17 protein-coding genes and 1 tRNA gene are annotated in these 17,866 nt (G+C 63.2%); 4 read left to right on the plus strand and 14 right to left on the minus strand.

Translation table 11 applies throughout. From position 1 onward, the window contains the following. Positions 1-13: 13 nt before the first annotated feature. Both EA473_RS11990 and EA473_RS11995 read right to left on the minus strand, forming a co-directional pair. Positions 14-1,414, minus strand: coding sequence for a cryptochrome/photolyase family protein (locus EA473_RS11990; RefSeq protein WP_124195896.1), 1,401 nt, complete (start codon positions 1,412-1,414; stop codon positions 14-16). A gap of 336 nt (positions 1,415-1,750) precedes the next feature. Continuing rightward, positions 1,751-2,392 (minus strand): metal-dependent hydrolase, encoded by a 642-nt coding sequence (locus tag EA473_RS11995; RefSeq protein WP_124195897.1) that lies wholly within the window; start codon positions 2,390-2,392, stop codon positions 1,751-1,753. Positions 2,393-2,640: 248 nt separating this feature from the next. Here EA473_RS11995 and EA473_RS12000 point away from each other — a divergent pair, with 248 nt between their 5' ends. Further along, positions 2,641-3,921, plus strand: coding sequence for a hypothetical protein (locus EA473_RS12000; protein ID WP_124195898.1), 1,281 nt, complete (start codon positions 2,641-2,643; stop codon positions 3,919-3,921). Between the two features lie 202 nt (positions 3,922-4,123). Next, positions 4,124-5,023 (plus strand): STM3941 family protein, encoded by a 900-nt coding sequence (locus tag EA473_RS12005; RefSeq protein WP_124195899.1) that lies wholly within the window; start codon positions 4,124-4,126, stop codon positions 5,021-5,023. A gap of 16 nt (positions 5,024-5,039) precedes the next feature. On the opposite strand, the gene glnA is transcribed toward EA473_RS12005, so the two are convergent. Further along, positions 5,040-6,395, minus strand: a complete 1,356-nt coding sequence (gene glnA / locus EA473_RS12010) for a type I glutamate--ammonia ligase (protein ID WP_124195900.1) — start codon at positions 6,393-6,395, stop codon at positions 5,040-5,042. Positions 6,396-6,521: 126 nt separating this feature from the next. On the opposite strand from glnA, the gene lrp reads away from it, so the two are divergent. Continuing rightward, entirely contained in the window at positions 6,522-6,983 is a 462-nt protein-coding gene (gene lrp, locus EA473_RS12015; protein ID WP_124195901.1) for an HTH-type transcriptional regulator Lrp, read from the plus strand. Between the two features lie 239 nt (positions 6,984-7,222). Here lrp and EA473_RS22295 read toward each other — a convergent pair whose 3' ends face one another. The 11 genes from EA473_RS22295 to EA473_RS12065 all read right to left on the minus strand — a co-directional run bounded on the left by EA473_RS22295 (position 7,223) and on the right by EA473_RS12065 (position 17,516). Beyond that, positions 7,223-7,363 (minus strand): hypothetical protein, encoded by a 141-nt coding sequence (locus tag EA473_RS22295; protein WP_165875271.1) that lies wholly within the window; start codon positions 7,361-7,363, stop codon positions 7,223-7,225. A gap of 216 nt (positions 7,364-7,579) precedes the next feature. Continuing rightward, a complete protein-coding gene (gene thsB / locus EA473_RS12020) occupies positions 7,580-9,250 on the minus strand; it encodes a thermosome subunit beta (protein ID WP_124195902.1) in 1,671 nt (556 codons plus the stop codon). Between the two features lie 198 nt (positions 9,251-9,448). Beyond that, positions 9,449-10,153 (minus strand): SOS response-associated peptidase, encoded by a 705-nt coding sequence (locus EA473_RS12025; protein ID WP_124195903.1) that lies wholly within the window; start codon positions 10,151-10,153, stop codon positions 9,449-9,451. Between the two features lie 23 nt (positions 10,154-10,176). Further along, entirely contained in the window at positions 10,177-11,334 is a 1,158-nt protein-coding gene (locus tag EA473_RS12030; protein WP_124195904.1) for an MFS transporter, read from the minus strand. 251 nt (positions 11,335-11,585) lie between these two features. Next, on the minus strand, positions 11,586-12,827 hold the full coding sequence (locus EA473_RS12035; RefSeq protein ID WP_124195905.1) for an RNA-guided endonuclease InsQ/TnpB family protein: 1,242 nt from the start codon (positions 12,825-12,827) through the stop codon (positions 11,586-11,588). Between the two features lie 137 nt (positions 12,828-12,964). Further along, a tRNA-Ser gene (locus EA473_RS12040) sits at positions 12,965-13,045 on the minus strand. A gap of 125 nt (positions 13,046-13,170) precedes the next feature. Next, positions 13,171-13,428 (minus strand): hypothetical protein, encoded by a 258-nt coding sequence (locus EA473_RS12045; protein WP_124195906.1) that lies wholly within the window; start codon positions 13,426-13,428, stop codon positions 13,171-13,173. Positions 13,429-13,593: 165 nt separating this feature from the next. Then, positions 13,594-15,279, minus strand: a complete 1,686-nt coding sequence (locus EA473_RS12050; RefSeq protein ID WP_124195907.1) for a bifunctional N(6)-L-threonylcarbamoyladenine synthase/serine/threonine protein kinase — start codon at positions 15,277-15,279, stop codon at positions 13,594-13,596. A gap of 18 nt (positions 15,280-15,297) precedes the next feature. Next, complete coding sequence (locus EA473_RS12055) at positions 15,298-15,432, minus strand: 30S ribosomal protein S27ae (protein WP_124195908.1); 135 nt, start codon at positions 15,430-15,432, stop codon at positions 15,298-15,300. Between the two features lies 1 nt (position 15,433). Continuing rightward, positions 15,434-15,751, minus strand: coding sequence for a 30S ribosomal protein S24e (locus tag EA473_RS12060; protein WP_124195909.1), 318 nt, complete (start codon positions 15,749-15,751; stop codon positions 15,434-15,436). A 250-nt stretch (positions 15,752-16,001) separates the two neighbouring features. Then, positions 16,002-17,516 carry an ATP-binding response regulator gene (locus EA473_RS12065; protein WP_124195910.1) on the minus strand — a complete coding sequence of 505 codons (1,515 nt, stop codon included), beginning with the start codon at positions 17,514-17,516 and terminating at the stop codon, positions 16,002-16,004. A 173-nt stretch (positions 17,517-17,689) separates the two neighbouring features. Here EA473_RS12065 and EA473_RS23240 point away from each other — a divergent pair. Then, a partial coding sequence (locus EA473_RS23240; RefSeq protein WP_133306930.1) for a helix-turn-helix domain-containing protein occupies positions 17,690-17,866 on the plus strand: 177 nt, incomplete at its 3' end.

Genomic DNA, 17,866 nt, shown 5'->3' on the forward strand with positions numbered 1-17,866 from the left:
CGGTGAACTCGGTTCACTCGTCGCCGCGGGCCGTCTCGAACATTTCGATGGCCGCCTCGCGACACTCCGCGTGGTCGACGATCGGAGCCGGATACGCCGGCGCGACGGCCGCCCGCTCCTCGGGCTCGAGGTCTGGCCAGTCGTGGATGGCCTCGGGAGGGGCCTCCTCGAGTTCCGGAACGTGTTCGTGGATGTATTCGGCGTCGGGATCGTACCGCTCTCCCTGCGTCATCGGGTTGAATATCCGGAAGTACGGCTGTGCGTCGGTGCCGGTTCCGGCCGCCCACTGCCAGCCGCCGACGTCGTTCGCGGTGTCGTGATCGACGAGTTTCTCGCGGAACCAGGCGTACCCTTTCCGCCAGTCGAGCAGGAGGTCTTTCGTCAGGAACGAGGCGACGATCATCCGCACGCGGTTGTGGACGAACGCCTCGGATCGAAGCTGGCGCATTCCGGCGTCGACGATCGGATACCCCGTTTCGCCGTCTTTCCACGCCTGGAGGGCGTCCGGATCGGTTCGCCACCGGATCCGGTGTTCGTACGATCGGTAGTTCTGCGTGACGACGCTCGGGTTCGCGTCGAGGACGTGGGCGTAGAACTCCCGCCAGGCGAGTTGCGACGCGAACTCCTCGCACGATTCGATCGCCGCCTCGTCCGGCGCGTCGTCTTTCGCACGCTCGAGGGCTTCGTCCACCGTCCGTATTCCGACGGTTCCCCACTTGAGGTGGGCCGACAGTCCCGAGGTTGCGTCGGCCGCAGGTTCGTCCCGTCTGTCCGCGTACCGATAGACGGGGCCGGCACAGAACGTCTCGAGGCGACGGCGTGCGGCGTCCATCCCGCCGTCGGGAACGTCCGCCTCGGGGTCGTCGAATCCGAGGTCGGCGAGCGACGGGAGGGGGCCACTCGAGACGTCCGCCAGCCGGTCGGCGGGCGGTTCCGGAGCGGGTGATTCAGTCTCGCGATCGCGCCACTTGCGCCAGAAGTAGGAGTAGACGGCGTACGTCTCGCCTTTCTGCGTGGTGATCGAACCGGGTTCGTGCAGGAGGGCGTCGTCGTACGACTCGACGTCGATACCCGCGCCGCCGAGCGCCTTGCGGACCGCCTCGTCTCGGTCGTCCGCAAGCCCCGAGTAGTCGAGGTTCCACGTCACGCAGTCTGCGCCGTGTTCGCGGGCGATGCGCGGAATTTCGTCCCGCGGATCGCCGGTCGCAACGACGAGATCGCTCCCGCGCTCGCGGTACCACGCGCGAAGTTCGGCCAGCGACTCGAGCATGAACGCGACCCTTGGTGGCGAGGCGAACTCGAGTATTTCAGGATCGAAAACGAAGACGGGGAGTGTCATCCCCTCCGACGCCGCGGCGTCGAGCGATCGGTTGTCGGTCGCACGGAGGTCTCGACGGTGCCAGTGGACGTTCATCGCATGGCGGCGGTTCCAGCCCGTGTTTCCGTCGGCGTAGCAGTCCTGGACGGATTCGACTGCGAATCGTCAGCGTGACCGACGTGTGTGAGTCTCATACACCGACGTCGTCTTCTCGAGAGTTAGTGATTTCCCCGTTGGGTCCATCTCGCCTCGAGAGACCGGCCGGCGAATCCCCTGATAGCGCCGACAGCCGTTTCACTATCCCTACGGTCGTCGTCGAGGATATACTACCGGACGGAGCGAAGCGACGATCGGTCGCGCAACTGCGGCCACACCCGAGGGACGACCACGAATTCGCGACCGACCTCACACGGACCCCTGTCCGACAGTATATTACCCGTCGTCGCCGATGCGCTCGAGGTCCGACTCCTCGAGCGGGAGAAACCGAGCCGGGAGGTGATCGAAGACGGGATCGGGGACGCGCTCGAGTACCCGCTCGGCGACCACGGCGAGGGGCTTTCGCACGAGTACGTACCCCGCCGAGATTGCGAGGCCAGCGAAGGCGAGACGTCTGACGACGCCGTCGAAGACCACCAGTGCGGGAATTGCAAGCGCGACGGCGAGAGCGAGATCCTCGGGCGCACCGTCGTAGCGGACCCACCGCCGCGGCTCGATCCACCGGTCGTGGTAGTGGCTGTACACCGCCCGGTCGGACGTCGCCCGCCAGGGTTTCAACTCGAGGCCGCCACCGAACGCGTCCATCGCCGAGTGGAGCGCTGCGGCGAGGAGGAAGACCGCCGTGGCGACGGTCGCCGGCCTGGGAACGGTTACTGCGACGACCGATGCCGGGACCGCGAGCACCCAGTAGTAGACCGGGAAGTGAAGCGTCCGGCGGTGGCCGGCGTAGAGGTCGAGGTCGGGGAAGAGTCCGCCGACGATCGCGGCGGCGGCGATGACGAACGCGAACTCGGGGACGACGATCGCGAGCGCAGCGGCGACCGCGAGCCCTCCGTACGCGTGAGTCGTGGCCATCATAGCGAGTATCCCGTGTACGCACGACGGCCTCATATGGGCGTCGGGTGGTCGAGAACGGATACGTTCCACCGGCCGCATGTGATTGGGCACGCAGTCGTCCCGGGAGAGGGGACGGCGAGTCCTCGGGTTCCCGGGATGCGCTCTCTCGGCGGCGGTCGCCAGTTGCAAGCCGCGACCTTTACTCGAATCCCGTCGTACGGACGGTTCGGACGGCCCTTCCCCACCAGCGTGTGCCGAACGAACTATCGATGTCACGGACTCCGACTCGGGCGTTTCACGGCGAACGATCGAACGCGTATCTCTCCTGGCTGGCGATCGCTGTCGCCGGATTCGTCGGCGCACAGGCGCTCGTCGACGGCCGGATCCACGAAACGCTGTTCGCCGCGACCGTCGTGATCGTCGCGATCGTTCCCGTCGTCGCCCTCGAGTCCACACGCGCCGCGCTCCCCTGGGAGGTGACGACGGTTGCGGTTGCGGCGCTGCTCGTGGCTACGATCTTCCCCGATCTCTGGCGTCGCCAGCTCGTCCTCTATACCGGTGGCGCGGCGATCGCACTCGCGCTCACCCTCGAGGTACACGCGCTGACGGAGGTTCGACTCGAGCGGTGGTTCGCGGTCGCCGTCGTCACGATGGTGTCGGCGTCGATTGCGGCGGTGTGGGCGATGGTGACGTGGATTCGGGACCTCCTCGCAGGAACTGCGATTCTCGCGAGCAACGCGGAACTGATGTGGCTTCTGATCACCGCGACGACGGCGGGGCTGTTCGCGGGCGTCTGTTTCGATCTGTACTATCGGCACTTCCCCGGTGACGAACTCGTCTCGGCACCCGTCGACGGCATCGACGAGGACGTGTTCGCGATCGAAGCCGACATCGACGGGCGGCCGCCGCTCGAGGAGCGCCTTCCCGTTTCCGGAGGACTCCAGCGTGTGCTCGTTCAGGTGCTTCGTCTCGGAATGGTCGCGATGGCCGGATACGGTGCCGTGACACTCGACTTCGGGGCCGTCTCCAACGCGACCGCAATGCTCGCGGTGACGTTCGTTCCGACGCTGCTTCGTCACAGATACGACCTCCCGTTCGACTCGGGGCTCGTGCTCTGGGTTACGGTGGTTGTCTTCATGCACTCGATCGGTTCGTTTTACATCTACGATCGCTCGTTCTGGTGGCACAACCTCACCCACCCGCTGTCGGCGACGCTCGTCGGTGGCGTCGGCTACGTCGCGATCCGCGTGCTCGACGAGCACCGGGAGGAAATTCACCTTCCACCAGAACTGACGCCGGGGTTCATCGTCATATTCGTCCTCTCGTTCGGCGTCTTCTGGGAGATCGGCGAGTTCGGCTTCGACGTCGTCGCCGGTATCACCGGCCTCGAGATGCCCCTGGCTCAACACGGCCTCGACGATACGATGTCCGATATCCTGTTCAATACCATCGGAGCGATCGTCGTCGCCCGCTGGGGCCTACCCTACCTCACGGACGTTACCGACGCCGTTACGGACCGCCTCGACGGGTGGTCGCCCCTCGAGTCGTGATGGGTAAACGGCGGGATACGATTGCTCCGGCGCTCTCCGTCCGATCACTCGAGCGATCGTCGATTTTCCGGGGTCGACGGACTGCGGAAATCGGATCGCCCTGTCGGGACACAGGCACTTTCACTGGTGAGTGGATTTACGTTATTGAGTCGAGTTCGAAAACGAATCAACAATTAAGATCTATAGCTGAGAAGCCGATTTCATGCCATCCCCGAGCTACTTCGGTGAGGTCAGACGGTATCTTCGCGATCAGGGGTGGAACACGTCGTCACGACGGCTACAGGAGGGGGTCTTTCTGTACGGCGGAACCCGGAAATCCGCGGATGGCCGGCAGCGCGTCGTCGTGCTCGCCGTCGTCGATCCCGACGTGGCGGTGACCGAACGGCACTTGCGACATCTCTGGAACGTCGGTCGTGAGAAGGACGCTGACGCAGCGGTGGTGACGAAAGCCGGCGGGCTTTCGGAGCGCGTGACGGACGTCGCGGAATCGAACGGCTTCACGGTGTTAGAAAGCGAAACGGTTCGACGAGACGGTTCCGAACCGTCACACGAGCGATCGGAGTACCCGTCGGACGACGAGGGCTACGAGATCTATCCGTCTCGGTTGCGCATGCTTCTGTACTTCGCCGGAAGCGTCGTACTGGCGCTTGGGTGTGGCCTCCTCCTGTCGGTAGGTCCCGCTATCGGACTCTACGAGTTCGTCGCGGTGGCCCTCGCGACCCCGTTGTTTGCCGCAGGCTCCGTCCTGTTTTTCTACCGCCTGATCGACTACTCGCCGGTCATCAGGATCGACGCGACGGGCATCCGCTACAGGAAGTTCAGTTCCATGGAGTTCATCCCGTGGGATCGGATCGAATCAGTCGACGTCGAACGTGTCGAACACCGGGGAGGATCGACGGAGATGTTGCAGATTGCAGTTACCGAATATCCGGAGGAACGGTGGTGGCAACGACTGCAAAACGGGATGAACAAAGCAGTACTCGGGGCCGAAGAGGACGCCTACTACGTCCCGATCGATTCCTACGGCGTCTCCTCGGAAGAAGTGACGGGAGCGATCGAACAGTATACCGACGGGACCATACCCGTCCTGATGGAGTCGTAACCGGTCTCGCGACCGCTCAGAACGTCTCGAGGTAGCGATCGAGTTCCCACTCGGAGACGTCGACGAGGTACTCCTCGAACTCCTGGGACTTCGCCTCGACGAACTTGGACGCGACGTGGTCGCCGAGCGCCTCGGTGATGACCTCGTCTTCTTCCAGGGCCTCGACGGCCTGGCCGAGGTTCGACGGCAGCGTCTCGATGCCGTACTCCTCGCGTTTCTGTTCGTCGAACTCGTAAATGTTCTCTCGGACCGGGTCCGGACACTCGAGGTCCTTCTCGATCCCCTCGAGACCGGCGTGGATCATGACGGCGATCGCGAGGTAGGGGTTACACGACGGGTCCGGCGAGCGGAGTTCGACTCGGGACGCGGCGGGGACGCGGGCTGCGGGCCTGCGGATCAGCGCCGAGCGGTTGCGGTCGGACCAGGCGACGTAAACGGGAGCTTCGTAGCCCGGGACGAGTCGCTTGTAGCTGTTGACCGTCGGGTTCGCGATCGCGGTGATCGCCGGCGCGTGCTCGAGGATGCCCGCGAGGAACGAGCGTGCGGTCTCGCTCAGGTTGAACTCGGCGTCTTCGTCGTGGAAGGCGTTCTCGCCGGCCTCGGTGAAAAGCGAGAGGTGAGTGTGCATGCCGGAGCCGTTGATCTTCGGGATGGGTTTTGGCATGAACGTCGCGTGCTGGTCGTGCTGGGCCGCGATGGCGCGAACGACGGTCCGGAACGTGGCGACGTTGTCAGCGGTCGTGAGTGCGTCGTCGTACTCGAAGTTGATCTCGTGTTGCCCGCGTGCGACCTCGTGGTGGCTGGCTTCGATTTCGAAGCCCATGTCCTCTAACCCGTAGATGATGTCCCGGCGGACGTCCGAGGCGAGGTCTTTCGGCGCGAGGTCGAAGTACCCGCCGTGGTCGCCGGTTTTGGTGGTGGCACGACCCTCCTCGTCCTCCTCGAAGAGGAAGAACTCGGGTTCGGGGGCGGCGTTGACCGTGTAGCCCATCTCGTGAGCGCGGTCGATAGCGTTCTGGAGAACGCGGCGCGGATCGCCCTCGAACGGCTCCCCGGACGACGTATCGTAGACGTCACAAATCATGCGGGCCGCCGCGCTGTCCTCTTTTTGCCTCCACGGAAGAATCGCGAACGTGTCCGGGTCGGGAACCAGACGCATGTCCGACTCCTGAATGCGGACGAAGCCTTCGATCGAGGAGCCGTCGAAGTAGATCCCTTCGGCGAACGCCTTCTCGGCCTGGCGGGCCGGGACAGAGACGTTCTTGACTGTACCCAGAATATCGGTAAATTGGAGCCGGAGGAAGTCGACGTCGTTCGCTTCGATTTCGTCGAGAACCGCCTGTTCGCTCTCAGTGATGTTTCCGCTTGTCATCTTTCTCGTCGTGCTATCCAAGCATCTCTGCTACTAAAACCCTACTGCTCCGCGCAATTCTCCCATCTCTCCTTCGAAATTGTATATTCGTAAATTTCTAAAGGGGTGAGTGAGAGGGTACACCTGATGACGTACGAAAATCTCGATGCAAAACTAGTGAATGCACTTCTCGGAGACGGCCGAGCGAGCCTCCGCAGTCTCGCCGAGGAGCTCGACGTTTCCGTCACGACGATTTCGAATCACCTCTCGGATCTCGAGGAGGAGGGGGTAATCGAAGGATACACACCCCGTCTGGATTACGACGCGGTCGGATACGACGTCACTGCCGTGATTCAGCTTCAGGTCGAGGGGAACGCGCTGCCGGACATCACTGATACGCTGCGCGATCACCGCCAGATGATCAGCGTCTACGAGGTCACCGGCGATTACGACGTCATCGCAATCGGCAAGTTCAAAGATACGGACGGAATGAACGAGCAGATCAAGGCGTTGCTCACCGATCCCGATATCAAAGCCTCCAACACCAGCGTCGTCCTGAACGCGGTCTCGGAGAACGAGCAGTTCGAACTCGACATCGAAGACGCCTGATCGGCGGCCGACCGACCGCTTCGTCTCGTTATTTGTCACCACTCGAAAACAGCGTTCGACGGTTTTGTCGGATACGGATTGCTGTAACTGTTTACCGGAGCGACCGCGGAACGGCGTCCGGTCGCTCCGGTAACGACTTACAGTAAACCGTATGAGAAAACGGGAGAATACCTCGAGGCGATTTACCGGTCCCCGTCTATCATCACGCCGACCGTTTTACCCGCATCTCGACTTGGATCTCACCGGACGTACAGCACGACCACGCCGAGAGCGAGCAACAGGAGTCCCCACCACAACGAATCGCCGGGGAGAACTTTGAGGACGAGCGTGACGATACCGGAGGTGAAAAGCGACCAGCCGAGCGTGGTTCGATAGGCCATATTCGTCCTACGCCGTCCAGTTCAATAGGTGGTATGCACGCTGGATCCGGTCTGGATCTTCGACGAGGATCTCTTCGGAATTCGAAAAACCGGATTCACGCGTGTATCGATCGACTCGAGCGAGAAAGCGAGCGTCGAAACGACGTCGGTTGGCGGACGATTCGAGCGGACGGACGAGCGAACGGGCGCTCGAGGTGGTGGGGCAGGTGGCCGCGTTTACATCATGCCGCCCATGCCACCGCCCATACCGCCCATGCCGCCGGGTGCACCGCCGGGGCCGCCTTCCTCGTCGCCGCCCTTGTCGGTCGACAGGTCGCCGGCGGAGATGATATCGTCGATCTTGAGCACGAGGTTTGCGGCTTCACTTGCGGACGTGACCGCCTGCTCTTTGGCGTGAGCCGGTTCGACGACGCCGGCCTCGAACGTGTCCTCGACGTCGTTCGAGAAGACGTTCAGTCCGGCAGCGACGTCACCGTCGTCGTGGGCCGCACGCAGGTCGACGAGCGTATCGATGCTGTCGAGGCCCGCGTTTTCGGCGAGCACGCGCGGGACGAGTTCGAGCGAGTCGGCGAACGCTTCGACGGCCAGCTGTTCGCGACCCGAAACGCTGTCGGCGTAATCACGGAGACGGGAGGCGAGTTCGACTTCGATCGCACCGCCGCCGGCCAGCACGCGGCCGTCGGAGACCGTCTGTGCGACGACGTCGAGTGCGTCGTTGATGCCGCGCTCAAGTTCGTCGACGACGTGTTCGGTCGACCCGCGAAGCAGGAGGGTGACCCCGTGGGCTCCGTCTCCCTCGACGTAGAACAGTTCGTCTTCCTCGTCGCGGGTGACGTCGCCGTGACCGAGGTCGTCGGCAGTCGCGCTCTCTAGGTCCGAGACGATTGCCGCGTCGACGACCTCCGAGATGAACTCGAGGTCGGATTTCTTCGCGCGGCGGACGGCGAGAATGCCTTCCTTGGCGAGGTAGTGCTGAGCGAGGTCGTCGATGCCTTTCTGGCAGAAGACGACGTCCGCGTCGAGATCGACGATCGTGTTGACTTTCTCACGAAGCTGTTTTTCCTCGCGGTCGAGGAACTTCTGGAGCTGGTCCGGGTCGGTGACCGAGACTTCCGTGTCGACGTCGGTCTCTTCGACCTCGATCGCCTGGTTCAAAAGCAGGATGTCGGCGTCTTCTGCCTGGGCGGGCATGTTGTCGTGGACGGGATCTTTGTCCACGATGCCGCCCTCGAGCAGGTCGGATTCGCCGACACTGCGGCCGGTCTGGGTCTCGGTGTTGAGGAACTCGAGGTCGACGACGTTCTCGCCGTCGTCGCTCTCGACAGTGACCGAGCGGACGGCGTCGACGATGAGCTGGGAGAGGTGCTCTTTGTTGACCTCTGCTCCCTTGCCGGTCATCGACGTCTCGGCGACCGAACGGAGGAGCTCCTCGTCGTCGGTGTCGACGTCCTGGGCGATGTCGTCGATCTCCTCGCGGGCCTGCTCGCTCGCGAGGTGGAAGCCCTTGATGATCGCCGTCGGGTGGATGTCCTGCTCGAGGAGATCCTCGGCGTTTTTGAGGAGTTCGCCGGCGATCGCGACGGCCGTCGTGGTGCCGTCTCCTGCCTCGTCTTCCTGTGTTTCGGCGACCTCGATGATCATCTCGGCCGTCGGGTTGTCGATGTCCATCTCCTGGAGAATAGTGACGCCGTCGTTCGTGATGGTGACCGATCCCATCGAGTCGACGAGCATCTTGTCCATCCCTTTCGGGCCGAGTGTCGAGCGAACGGACTCAGCAACCGCACGGGCGGCGCTGATGTTGTAGTCCTGCGCGTCTTTGTCTTTGACGCGCTGGGCGTCCTCGCTCATTACGATCATCGGCTGCCCTTGCTGCATTCGCTGACTCATAGTCGACCGATCATTGTTTGCCCTTCTACATAAATGCAACGATGTCGCACAACTCGCCCGACGCCAAATCCTGGGGATACCCTTCCAAAAACCGCTGTAATGGGTCCCGTCGCGTGGTAGATATCGAAGAACGTCGATCCAGAATCACTGCGTGACAGACGGGTATATCCGCCACCTTTAAGTATTATCGGTGGCCGGTTACGGATCGATCGGGTCGATCACCGATGGATCGTCCGTTCCCGGATCGTTGACTGCCGTCGAAACTGGGGACGCGGTCATCTCGTCTGCCGGGTACGTCTCGAGGAGACCGTCGGATTCGTCTCCGGCGAGCCATCGCGTTTCGACGTCTGGTTCGAGAACGACCGCCATCCGGTGGTGGAGATCCGCGACGAGATCGTTCGGTTCGGTCGTCACGATCGTGAACGTCTCGAGCGGTCCACCGGGTCTGTCGTCCGTCGACTCGACACCGCCGCCGAAGGCGTCGAGACCGGTCTGGGTCGTCTCGGATTCCCAGCGCTCCCAGAGCCCGGCCATCGCGAACGGACGGCCGTCGTCGAACGCGACCCTGTAGGGCCGAGTTTCGCCCTCGCCCGTTTCGACCCACTCGTAGAACCCGTCTGCCGGGACCAGACACCGCCGCCGTTCGTACGCCTCGCGAAAGCTCGGTTTCTCGTCGAGCGTCTCCGCCCGCGCGTTGATCAGCCCGCCGGTGGGGTCGTCGGCCCACTCCGGTACCAGTCCCCACTCGAGCCGTCGGATCGTCTCCGGGGCGTCGTTCGTGATCACCGGCAGCCGCTGGCCGGGTGCCGCGTTGTACCGCGGTGAGAACTCCCCGGCGAACGTCGCGTCGAACCGCTCCTCGAACTCGTCTCGCTCGAGGGTGAGCGTGTACCGTCCACACATACCCGCGACTACGGAGCCGAGGTTCAAACGTGTGCCCGTTCGACCGGTCCGTCCCGCCTCCACATCGTCAGGACGACGGCGAACAGGACGACCGTGAGCGCGGCGGGAATCCACATCGCGGTCCCGATGTCGGTCAACTCGGCGACGACGCCGACCACGGCCGGCACGGTCGCCATCCCGGCGTAGGTGGCGGCGGTCGCGAGCGCGCTGACGGGGCCGCTGTACTCCGGCGCGAGTTCGACACCGTAGGCCGACAGCAGCGGGAACAGCGAGGACAACAACAGTCCGAGACAGAAAACCGCCACGAGCATGCCGACGCCGGTCCAGCCGACGGCGAGGACGATCGACGGAATCGCGAGTGCGGTCGTCAGCGCCGAGAGTCGAAGGTACGAGGTGGACTCGATGAGTTTCGCGTAAGCGTACCGACCGGGGACGTACGCAAGCAGGTAGACCGACAGCGCGAGATTGGCCGTCGTCCGGTCGAAGAACGTCCCCGCGTAGTACGGCAGCCAGGTGAAGATCGTCCCCTCGATCCCCCCGACGAGCGCCATCCCCAGCAGCGTCCCGCCCATCAACGGGTTCGAGAGCAGCCGCGTCAGCGACTCCCGCTCGAGGCGGCGTTCGTCCCACTCCGTCGGCGACTCGAGCGTCCAGACGGCGACGACGACCGGAACGAGCAACAGTCCGATGAGGACGTACGTCAGTCGCCAGTCGGCGACGAGCAACACGCCGCTTGCCAGAGCCGGTGCGGTGACGGCCCCGACGGCCCACGCGAGCGCGTACAGGACGAATATTCGGCCCAGGCGCTCGGGATAGAGGTGGCTCAACAGCGGCCGATCCATCGCCCGGAACACCCCCGCTGCCGCCCCCTGGGCGAGCAACGCGAGCAGAAACAGCGAGTACACCGGCGCAACGGCGATCAGGAACAGCGACGCCACCATCGCCGCGGCACCGACGACGAGGACGTGACGCGCGTCCAGTCGTCCCGCGACCAGTCCGACGATCAGAATCGCCGCGACGAACCCCACCGTCCCCGCCGGTGCGACCAGCCCCAGTAACGACTCCGAGACGCCGAACGTCGCCTCGAAACTCGAGAGCAACGCGCCTCGAGCCTGCATCGCCATCGCGTCGCCGGCGACGAAGCAAAACGCTGCACCCAGCCAGAGCCGTCGTCTCGTCACACCCGTTCGTTCGGCTCGGCCTATCTATACCCCGCGACTTTCCTCGACTCGTGTCGGCTGGGTTACGGTCTCGAGTTGATTGGCCCACTCATTACAATCTACGACCGGTTCGTCCTCACTGACCGATTTCGAGACTCTGTCCCCGTATTCGAACCGTTCACAGGGAGACGTTTTATCTTGGACCGCGGATGAAACGCCAGAACAGGGATATCAACTGCCACCCGGTTTGCTCGTGGTTCGTTCCCACTCGCTTACGGGGTTGACTTGCCCGTAGACTCGTCCGATGATGCGGGAGAATACGGGGAGTATTCTCCGGTCGGAGTCATTGTCCCGGACTTCAGGGCGTATTGACTGACACCCCTCCGTCGAGACAACTGTTGATCTCGACGGAGATACCGCGCTGCAACGTTTTTCGACGCAATATAGTCTGCGTGACCCGTACAGCCACACGACTGACACTCGAACTGATTACGGACGAGACGGTTTTCATCGTCGATATATTCACACTCCGGACATCGACGACTCGTGTCCTTCGGCATCGTCGTGTCGACGAACAATCCCTCCGCTTTGGCTTTGTACGTCACGTACTCGAGCAGTGTATCGAACGCCCATTCGGAGTGCCAGTTCGCCTCCGGGAGCCGATCGCGGATTCCGGTTAACTCTTCGAAAACGATCCCAGCACAGTCGTATTCGAGGGCCTCCTCGACGATTCCGTTCGCTACGTCGTGGAGAACGTGTTTTACGACCTCCGTTTCGCGTCCGGACACCTTTTCGAGCGTTCGGTACGCGCTTCGTGTTCCCCGTGCTTGCAAATCAGCGCGCACCCGCTCGAATTCTCGGCGCGCGTGATTGAGTTCGCCGGCCGAAAAGAACCGTGCGGTACTGGTAACAGCAATTTCGGCAACACCGAGGTCAACCCCGAGAACCGTTCCGTTCTCGGTTTTCGGATCTTCGCTGTTCGGTTTACGAAAGCCAAGGTGCAGGTACCAGTTGCCGTCTCTGTAATGGAGCGTCGATTCCGTCGGTTCCCACTCGTCGCACTCGAGAAATTGATGCTGATATCCACTGTCGTCGGGAAGCAACAAAGTTGCCCGGACTCGATCGTGATCGCCGAGCGTAGTCAGGGATACTTCCCCCCGGTCCTCAAAAACGGTCATCGATCGCGTATCGAACGTCATCGATCGCGACGTAAAATCTGGTCGCGTCGCGGTCTTTCCGTTCCGTCGTCGTTCGAGACCGGATTTTACCGCCCGCGCGACGTGATGCGTTGCAAGAATCGCGTGTTGACTCCCGAGGGCAGTTTCGTCCCGGATTCGGTCGTACGCGAGGTTTTGTACGTCGACCGCGGAATCACAACCGTTCCAGGCCATCTCCGACGCGATGTTACATGCCTCGAGCCACTCATCAACTGTCCGTCGTAACAGTTTTTCGTCCGACTGGGAGACGGTTACCCGCGTGATGGCAGTTCGGCGGAGGTAGCCGTCATCTCCCATACACAGCTTGCGCTTCCTTATCCGTTATAAACCCTCGAGTGGAGAAAATATACTTCGGTATCTCTCACCTTCTATTGGACATTTGAATCGTCATACAGTTACAAAAAACACGCCTGTTGGTTTTATAGTAGAAAAAACGCCAGGACTGGGATTTGAACCCAGAATCCCAAAGGGAACACGCTTTCCAGGCGTGCGCCTTACCGTTCGGCCATCCTGGCTCGAGTGATCCTAGCCACGTCCGTCGTTTAACTCTTACTTTTACCGTCGCCGTCGTGTGAGACGGGTTACTGTAAGCCACTTCCGGCGAACCCGCGACCCGGGCGGCGGGTGCGCCGGGACACAGTTACAGTAATCCGTCTGAATCGGTTTCACGGTTCGCGCGTCGCGCCGACCACGCCGCGATTCGGTGCTCGAGGACGTACGCGATTCCGGCGGCTGCGAGTCCCACCGCGATCGCGAGGGCCCCACCCTGTCCGATCGTCAGGAGCGGAGAGCGGAGGAGGGCGTAGCCCTGGACGAGGACGAGAAACGCCATGAAGCCGACGGCTCCCCACAGCAACGCGGACTCGACGCGCGGCGACGGTCGCTCGAGGCCGACCATGTGATCACTCGTCGGGACCGACTGAAATCAGTGACGGCTTTCTCCGGAGCCGCGTTCGGTCGGGTCGATCCACCACCGCCGCTCAGACGGATTCCTGTACCGGTGTCCCGGCACACCCGCCGCCAGAATCGCGGGTGTGCTGGAACTGACTGACAGTAAACCGTATCAGGTCGCGTCGGTGACGTACCGGCCGCGTCCCTCGACGTCCCGCAGGCGCTCGAGCACGCGCTCCTCGCCCACGTCGCGGTATCCCTCGCGGACCGCCTCGCGGAGGGGGTCGGGGTCGTCAGCCGTGCCGACGAGGCTCTGGTCGAAGACGTGTAGATCCATCGCGTAGTCTTCGACGTGGTCGGTGTGATAGCCCAGCCCGAAGTCGATGAGGTAGGTGCGCTCGTCACCCGGCGTGTCGGGCCCCGCTTGGCCGACCCGGACGTTTCTCGTCGTCGGATCGCCGTGGACGAACCCCGCCCGGTGGAGCGCAGCGAGGTGGCGACCGACGTCGCGGACGGCGTCGGCCGTGAGCGCCGCCTTGAGATCACACTCACCAACGTACTCGAGTTCGAGCCGCGCCTCGAGGGGGTCGACGTCCGAGAGGACGGGTGTCGGGACACCTTCCCGGCGGGCGAGGCTCGTCAGTCGAGCCTCGAGCGTCGTTCGCTCGCGCCGAAGGCGCTCGTCGAGCTGGGGGTGGCGATAGCGCTTCTCGCGCCGACGTTTCTTCACCCGGCCGGCGTCGGGCTCGAGGTCGACGACAGCTTCGGCCCCGCGGATTCGGCCGGCGTCGTCGGTGCCGATAGCGACGTCGTCTTCGTCCGCTCGCCACCGCACGGGAACCTGGTCGGGACGGTAGTTCGGGTCCACGCGGGAGTCCTCGAGTGCGAGGGTGTCGCCGGCGTCGTACATCTTCGCGCCGAGGACGGCGATCATGCCGGCGTTGTCCCGCAGAAAGCGCGCATCGGGGGCGTGAAACTCGGCCCCGCGCTGATCGCACATCGCCGCGAGCATCTCCCGTAAGCGGTCGTTTTGCCCGACGCCACCGCCGAGGACGAGTTCGTCGCTGCCGGAAAGCGAGAGCGCGCGTTCGGAGACTTCCGTCAACATGGCGAAGATATTCTCTTGCAGGGAGTAACAGACGTCCTCGACGGGGACCCCCTCGTCGTACCGTTGCTTGGCGGCGCTCATGATCCCCGAAAACGAGAAGTCCATCCCCTTGACGACGTAGGGGAGGTCGACGTATTCGCCGTCCTCCGCGGCCGCCTCGACTTTCGGCCCGCCGGGGTGGCTCCAGCCGACGTGGCGGGTGAACTTGTCGATGGCGTTGCCGACGCCGGTGTCCATCGTCTCCCCGAGGACGCGGTACCGGCCGTTGCGGTAGGCGAGCAGGTGGGCGTTCGCACCGCTCGCGTTCAGACAGACCGGCGTGGAAAAGCCGGAGGTGTGTCGACCGATCTCGAGGTGGGCGACCATGTGGTTGACCCCGACCAGCGGTACCTCGAGCGTCTGACTCAGCGCTCTGGCGGCGGTGCCGACGATTCGCAGGCACGGCCCGAGGCCGGGGCCGCGGGAGAAGGCGACGGCGTCGATCGGTGCTGACCGCTCATCCGGCGGGCGTCCGTCCTCGCCGTCGCGGTGGGTTTCCCGGGCGTACTCGAGTGCGCGTTCGACGACGCGGGGGATCGCGTCGTGCATGTGTTCGGCGGCCTCGCGGGGATGAATGCCGCCGCTTTCGGGTTCGTAGGCGTCGGTTTCGATGAAAACGGAACCGACGTCGTCCGCGTCGGAATCGTACACCGCTGCGCTTGCTGCCCAGGCGGTGCCTTCGATCCCGAGTACTCGAGTGCCGGCGCTCACGTCGCGGTCACTCGCTCGTTACTCCCACTCGGTGTAGCCACACTTCCCGCAGTGTTTTCGGTCGCCGTGGTCCGCGAGAAACGTATCGCCACAGCGGGGACAGTGTTCGCCTTCGACGCTGCCGTCGTCCCCGTAGAGTTCGTGTCGAGCCATCTTATGCCTCCTCCGCTTCCGCGTCGCCCTCGCCCTCGTCGGCGACGATCTTGTTGCGCTCGAGCATGTGGTCCTGCTCGACGTCGCGGGCGTCGTCGGCCGTGTCGTAGACTTTGGCCTCGCCGACGGTCTTTCGCATGCCGAACTTGGTGTCGAGTTTGCGGATGACGACCTCGGCGGCGTCCTTGTTCAGTTTCGCAGCCAGGCTGTCCCGGACCTGAAGTCGCTCCGGCGTCGCGTCGTCGTGGGACAGTTCGAAGGTCACGTCGGTTCTGTGCAACATGGGGTTCTCCGATTCGGAGATGATGTCGACGTCCATGATATCACTCAGTTACCCTATTATCCCCGTGTAGCGCCTAAAAGGATTTCGAAGTGGGGGGTCGCGGAAACGCTCGAGCGATCGGAAGCCGCGTGACGTGCGATCGGAAGCCGCGTGACGCCTCGAAACGCGGTCGGAGCCGTTCGTCCGGTCCCTGCCGGGCAGTGCCCACGCAACTGCGACGGGTGGACGTCGAGACACCGACTCACATCAGATCGTACCGACCTACCTCAGATCGCACCGACCCGCATCAGAGCGTTTCGATCCCGTGTACCCGGAACTGCGCGCCGTCGCCGTGGTTCGATGCCGAGACGGTCCAGCCGTGGCGGTCGGCGAGGTCGTGTACGATCGCCATTCCGAGGCCGGTCCCGTGGCCGGCACCCGTCATACCCATCTCGAAGATGTCCTCGAGGACCGACTCGTCGATACCGACGCCGTCGTCCTCGACGAGGATCGCGTCGTCGTCGGCGGAGACCGAAACGGTGAGGCGGTCGTTCGGCTGCGTGGCGTGTTCGATCGCGTTCCGAAAGAGGTTCTCGAACAGCCGCCGGAGCAGGGACGGATCGGCCTCGACGATCGGGACCTCGCCAACCTCGAGCATCGCGTCGTCGGTTTCGACGGTTTCCCACGCTTCTTCTACGACGCGTTCGAGAGCGACCGGTCTGGCATCGAGGACGTCGTTGCTTCGGACGAGTGCCAGAATGTCGTCGACGATCGTCGCGATTCGGTCGAGCGATCTGTCGATCGACTCCAGTTCCGGTGTCTCCTCGCCGTCGGACGTCTCACGAATGACGGCCAGGTTCCCCTGAGCGACGTTCAGCGGGTTCCGGATCTCGTGAGAGACGATGCTGGCGAACTGCTCGAGTTGCTCTTTTTGTTCGCTGAGTTCTCGTTCGCGTTCGACCAGGGAGTTTCTGACCTCGATCGCGTTGAGCGCGTGGCCGATCGTCTCGCCGAGTTCCCCGAGGACGGTTCGCTCCGTCTCGTAGACGACGTGGGAGGGATTCGTCTCGAGTACGAGGACGCCGTGTAAGGTGTCTTCGTAGATGACCGGAATAGCCACGATAGACGGCGAACTCGAACCGGCCGTGACGGACTCGGACTCGAGCGTTCTGTCGACGAGTCGTCGCGCAGCCTCGTCTCCGTTGAGCGTCGCTGCGTCTTCGCCCGCCCAGGATTGGATCTCCCCCGTCTCGTGGTCGACGAAGACGAACCCCGCGGCTCGATAGACGTCGTCGGTCGTCAACTCGTGGCAGATCCGTCTGATCATCTCGTCGCGGACCTGCTCGCGGACGAGCGAGTCGTTGACGTCGCGGATGACCTCGTTGATCCGGGCCTGCTCGTCGGCTCGGCGTTCGGTGAGCCGCCGGTCGATAGCCGAGTTGATGTGGTAGCTCAACTGGTCGACGACGTCTTCCCCCTCGATATCCCTGATGTAGGCGGTGACGCCGCTGGTAGTTGCCCTGCGGACGCTGTCTTCGTTGACGACGAACGTATAGATGATAAACGGCAGTTCGCCGTGTTCGCGACGAACGTACTCGAGCAATCGGAGCCCGCCCATGTAGAGCCGACCGTTTTCGTCGGGAACCTCGTAGGCGCTGACGATGCAGTCGACCCGTTCGGATTCGACGACGGCCGTCGCGGCCGGAATGTCCCCCGCCGTAAGAACCTCGAGGTTCAGTCCCGTCCGCTCGATCGCCTCCTCGAACTCCGGTCGCTCCGGGGAGTCGCTGACGATCAACAGCGTCGGCTTGACTGGTTCCACGATTGCCGTTCGGAGCGGACGGTCTTAATCGATGTGGCGTTTCATCTGTAACTGGTGAGTGAAATCAGTTCGCGCCGCATAATTTCGCTCGTCAGTCGACGCTTAGAACGATACTAGTGCACTTGCAAGCGTCGACTGCTTAGCTTATCTCTTCTGAGCACCTCTCTATAGGGATGGGACGGAAAAAGCACATCGTCAACCTCTCTGACAAGGAACGAAGCGAACTTGAGGCGATTATCTCGACGGGTGAACATAGAGCAGAGGATATCACCCGCGCACGAATCCTGCTAAAGGCTGACGAGGGGCTCACAGATCCCGCGATCTGTGAGCACCTCGATTGTTCGATCTCT

It is taken from the genome of Natrarchaeobius chitinivorans, from assembly GCF_003841505.1.
GTDB lineage: Archaea > Halobacteriota > Halobacteria > Halobacteriales > Natrialbaceae > Natrarchaeobius > Natrarchaeobius chitinivorans.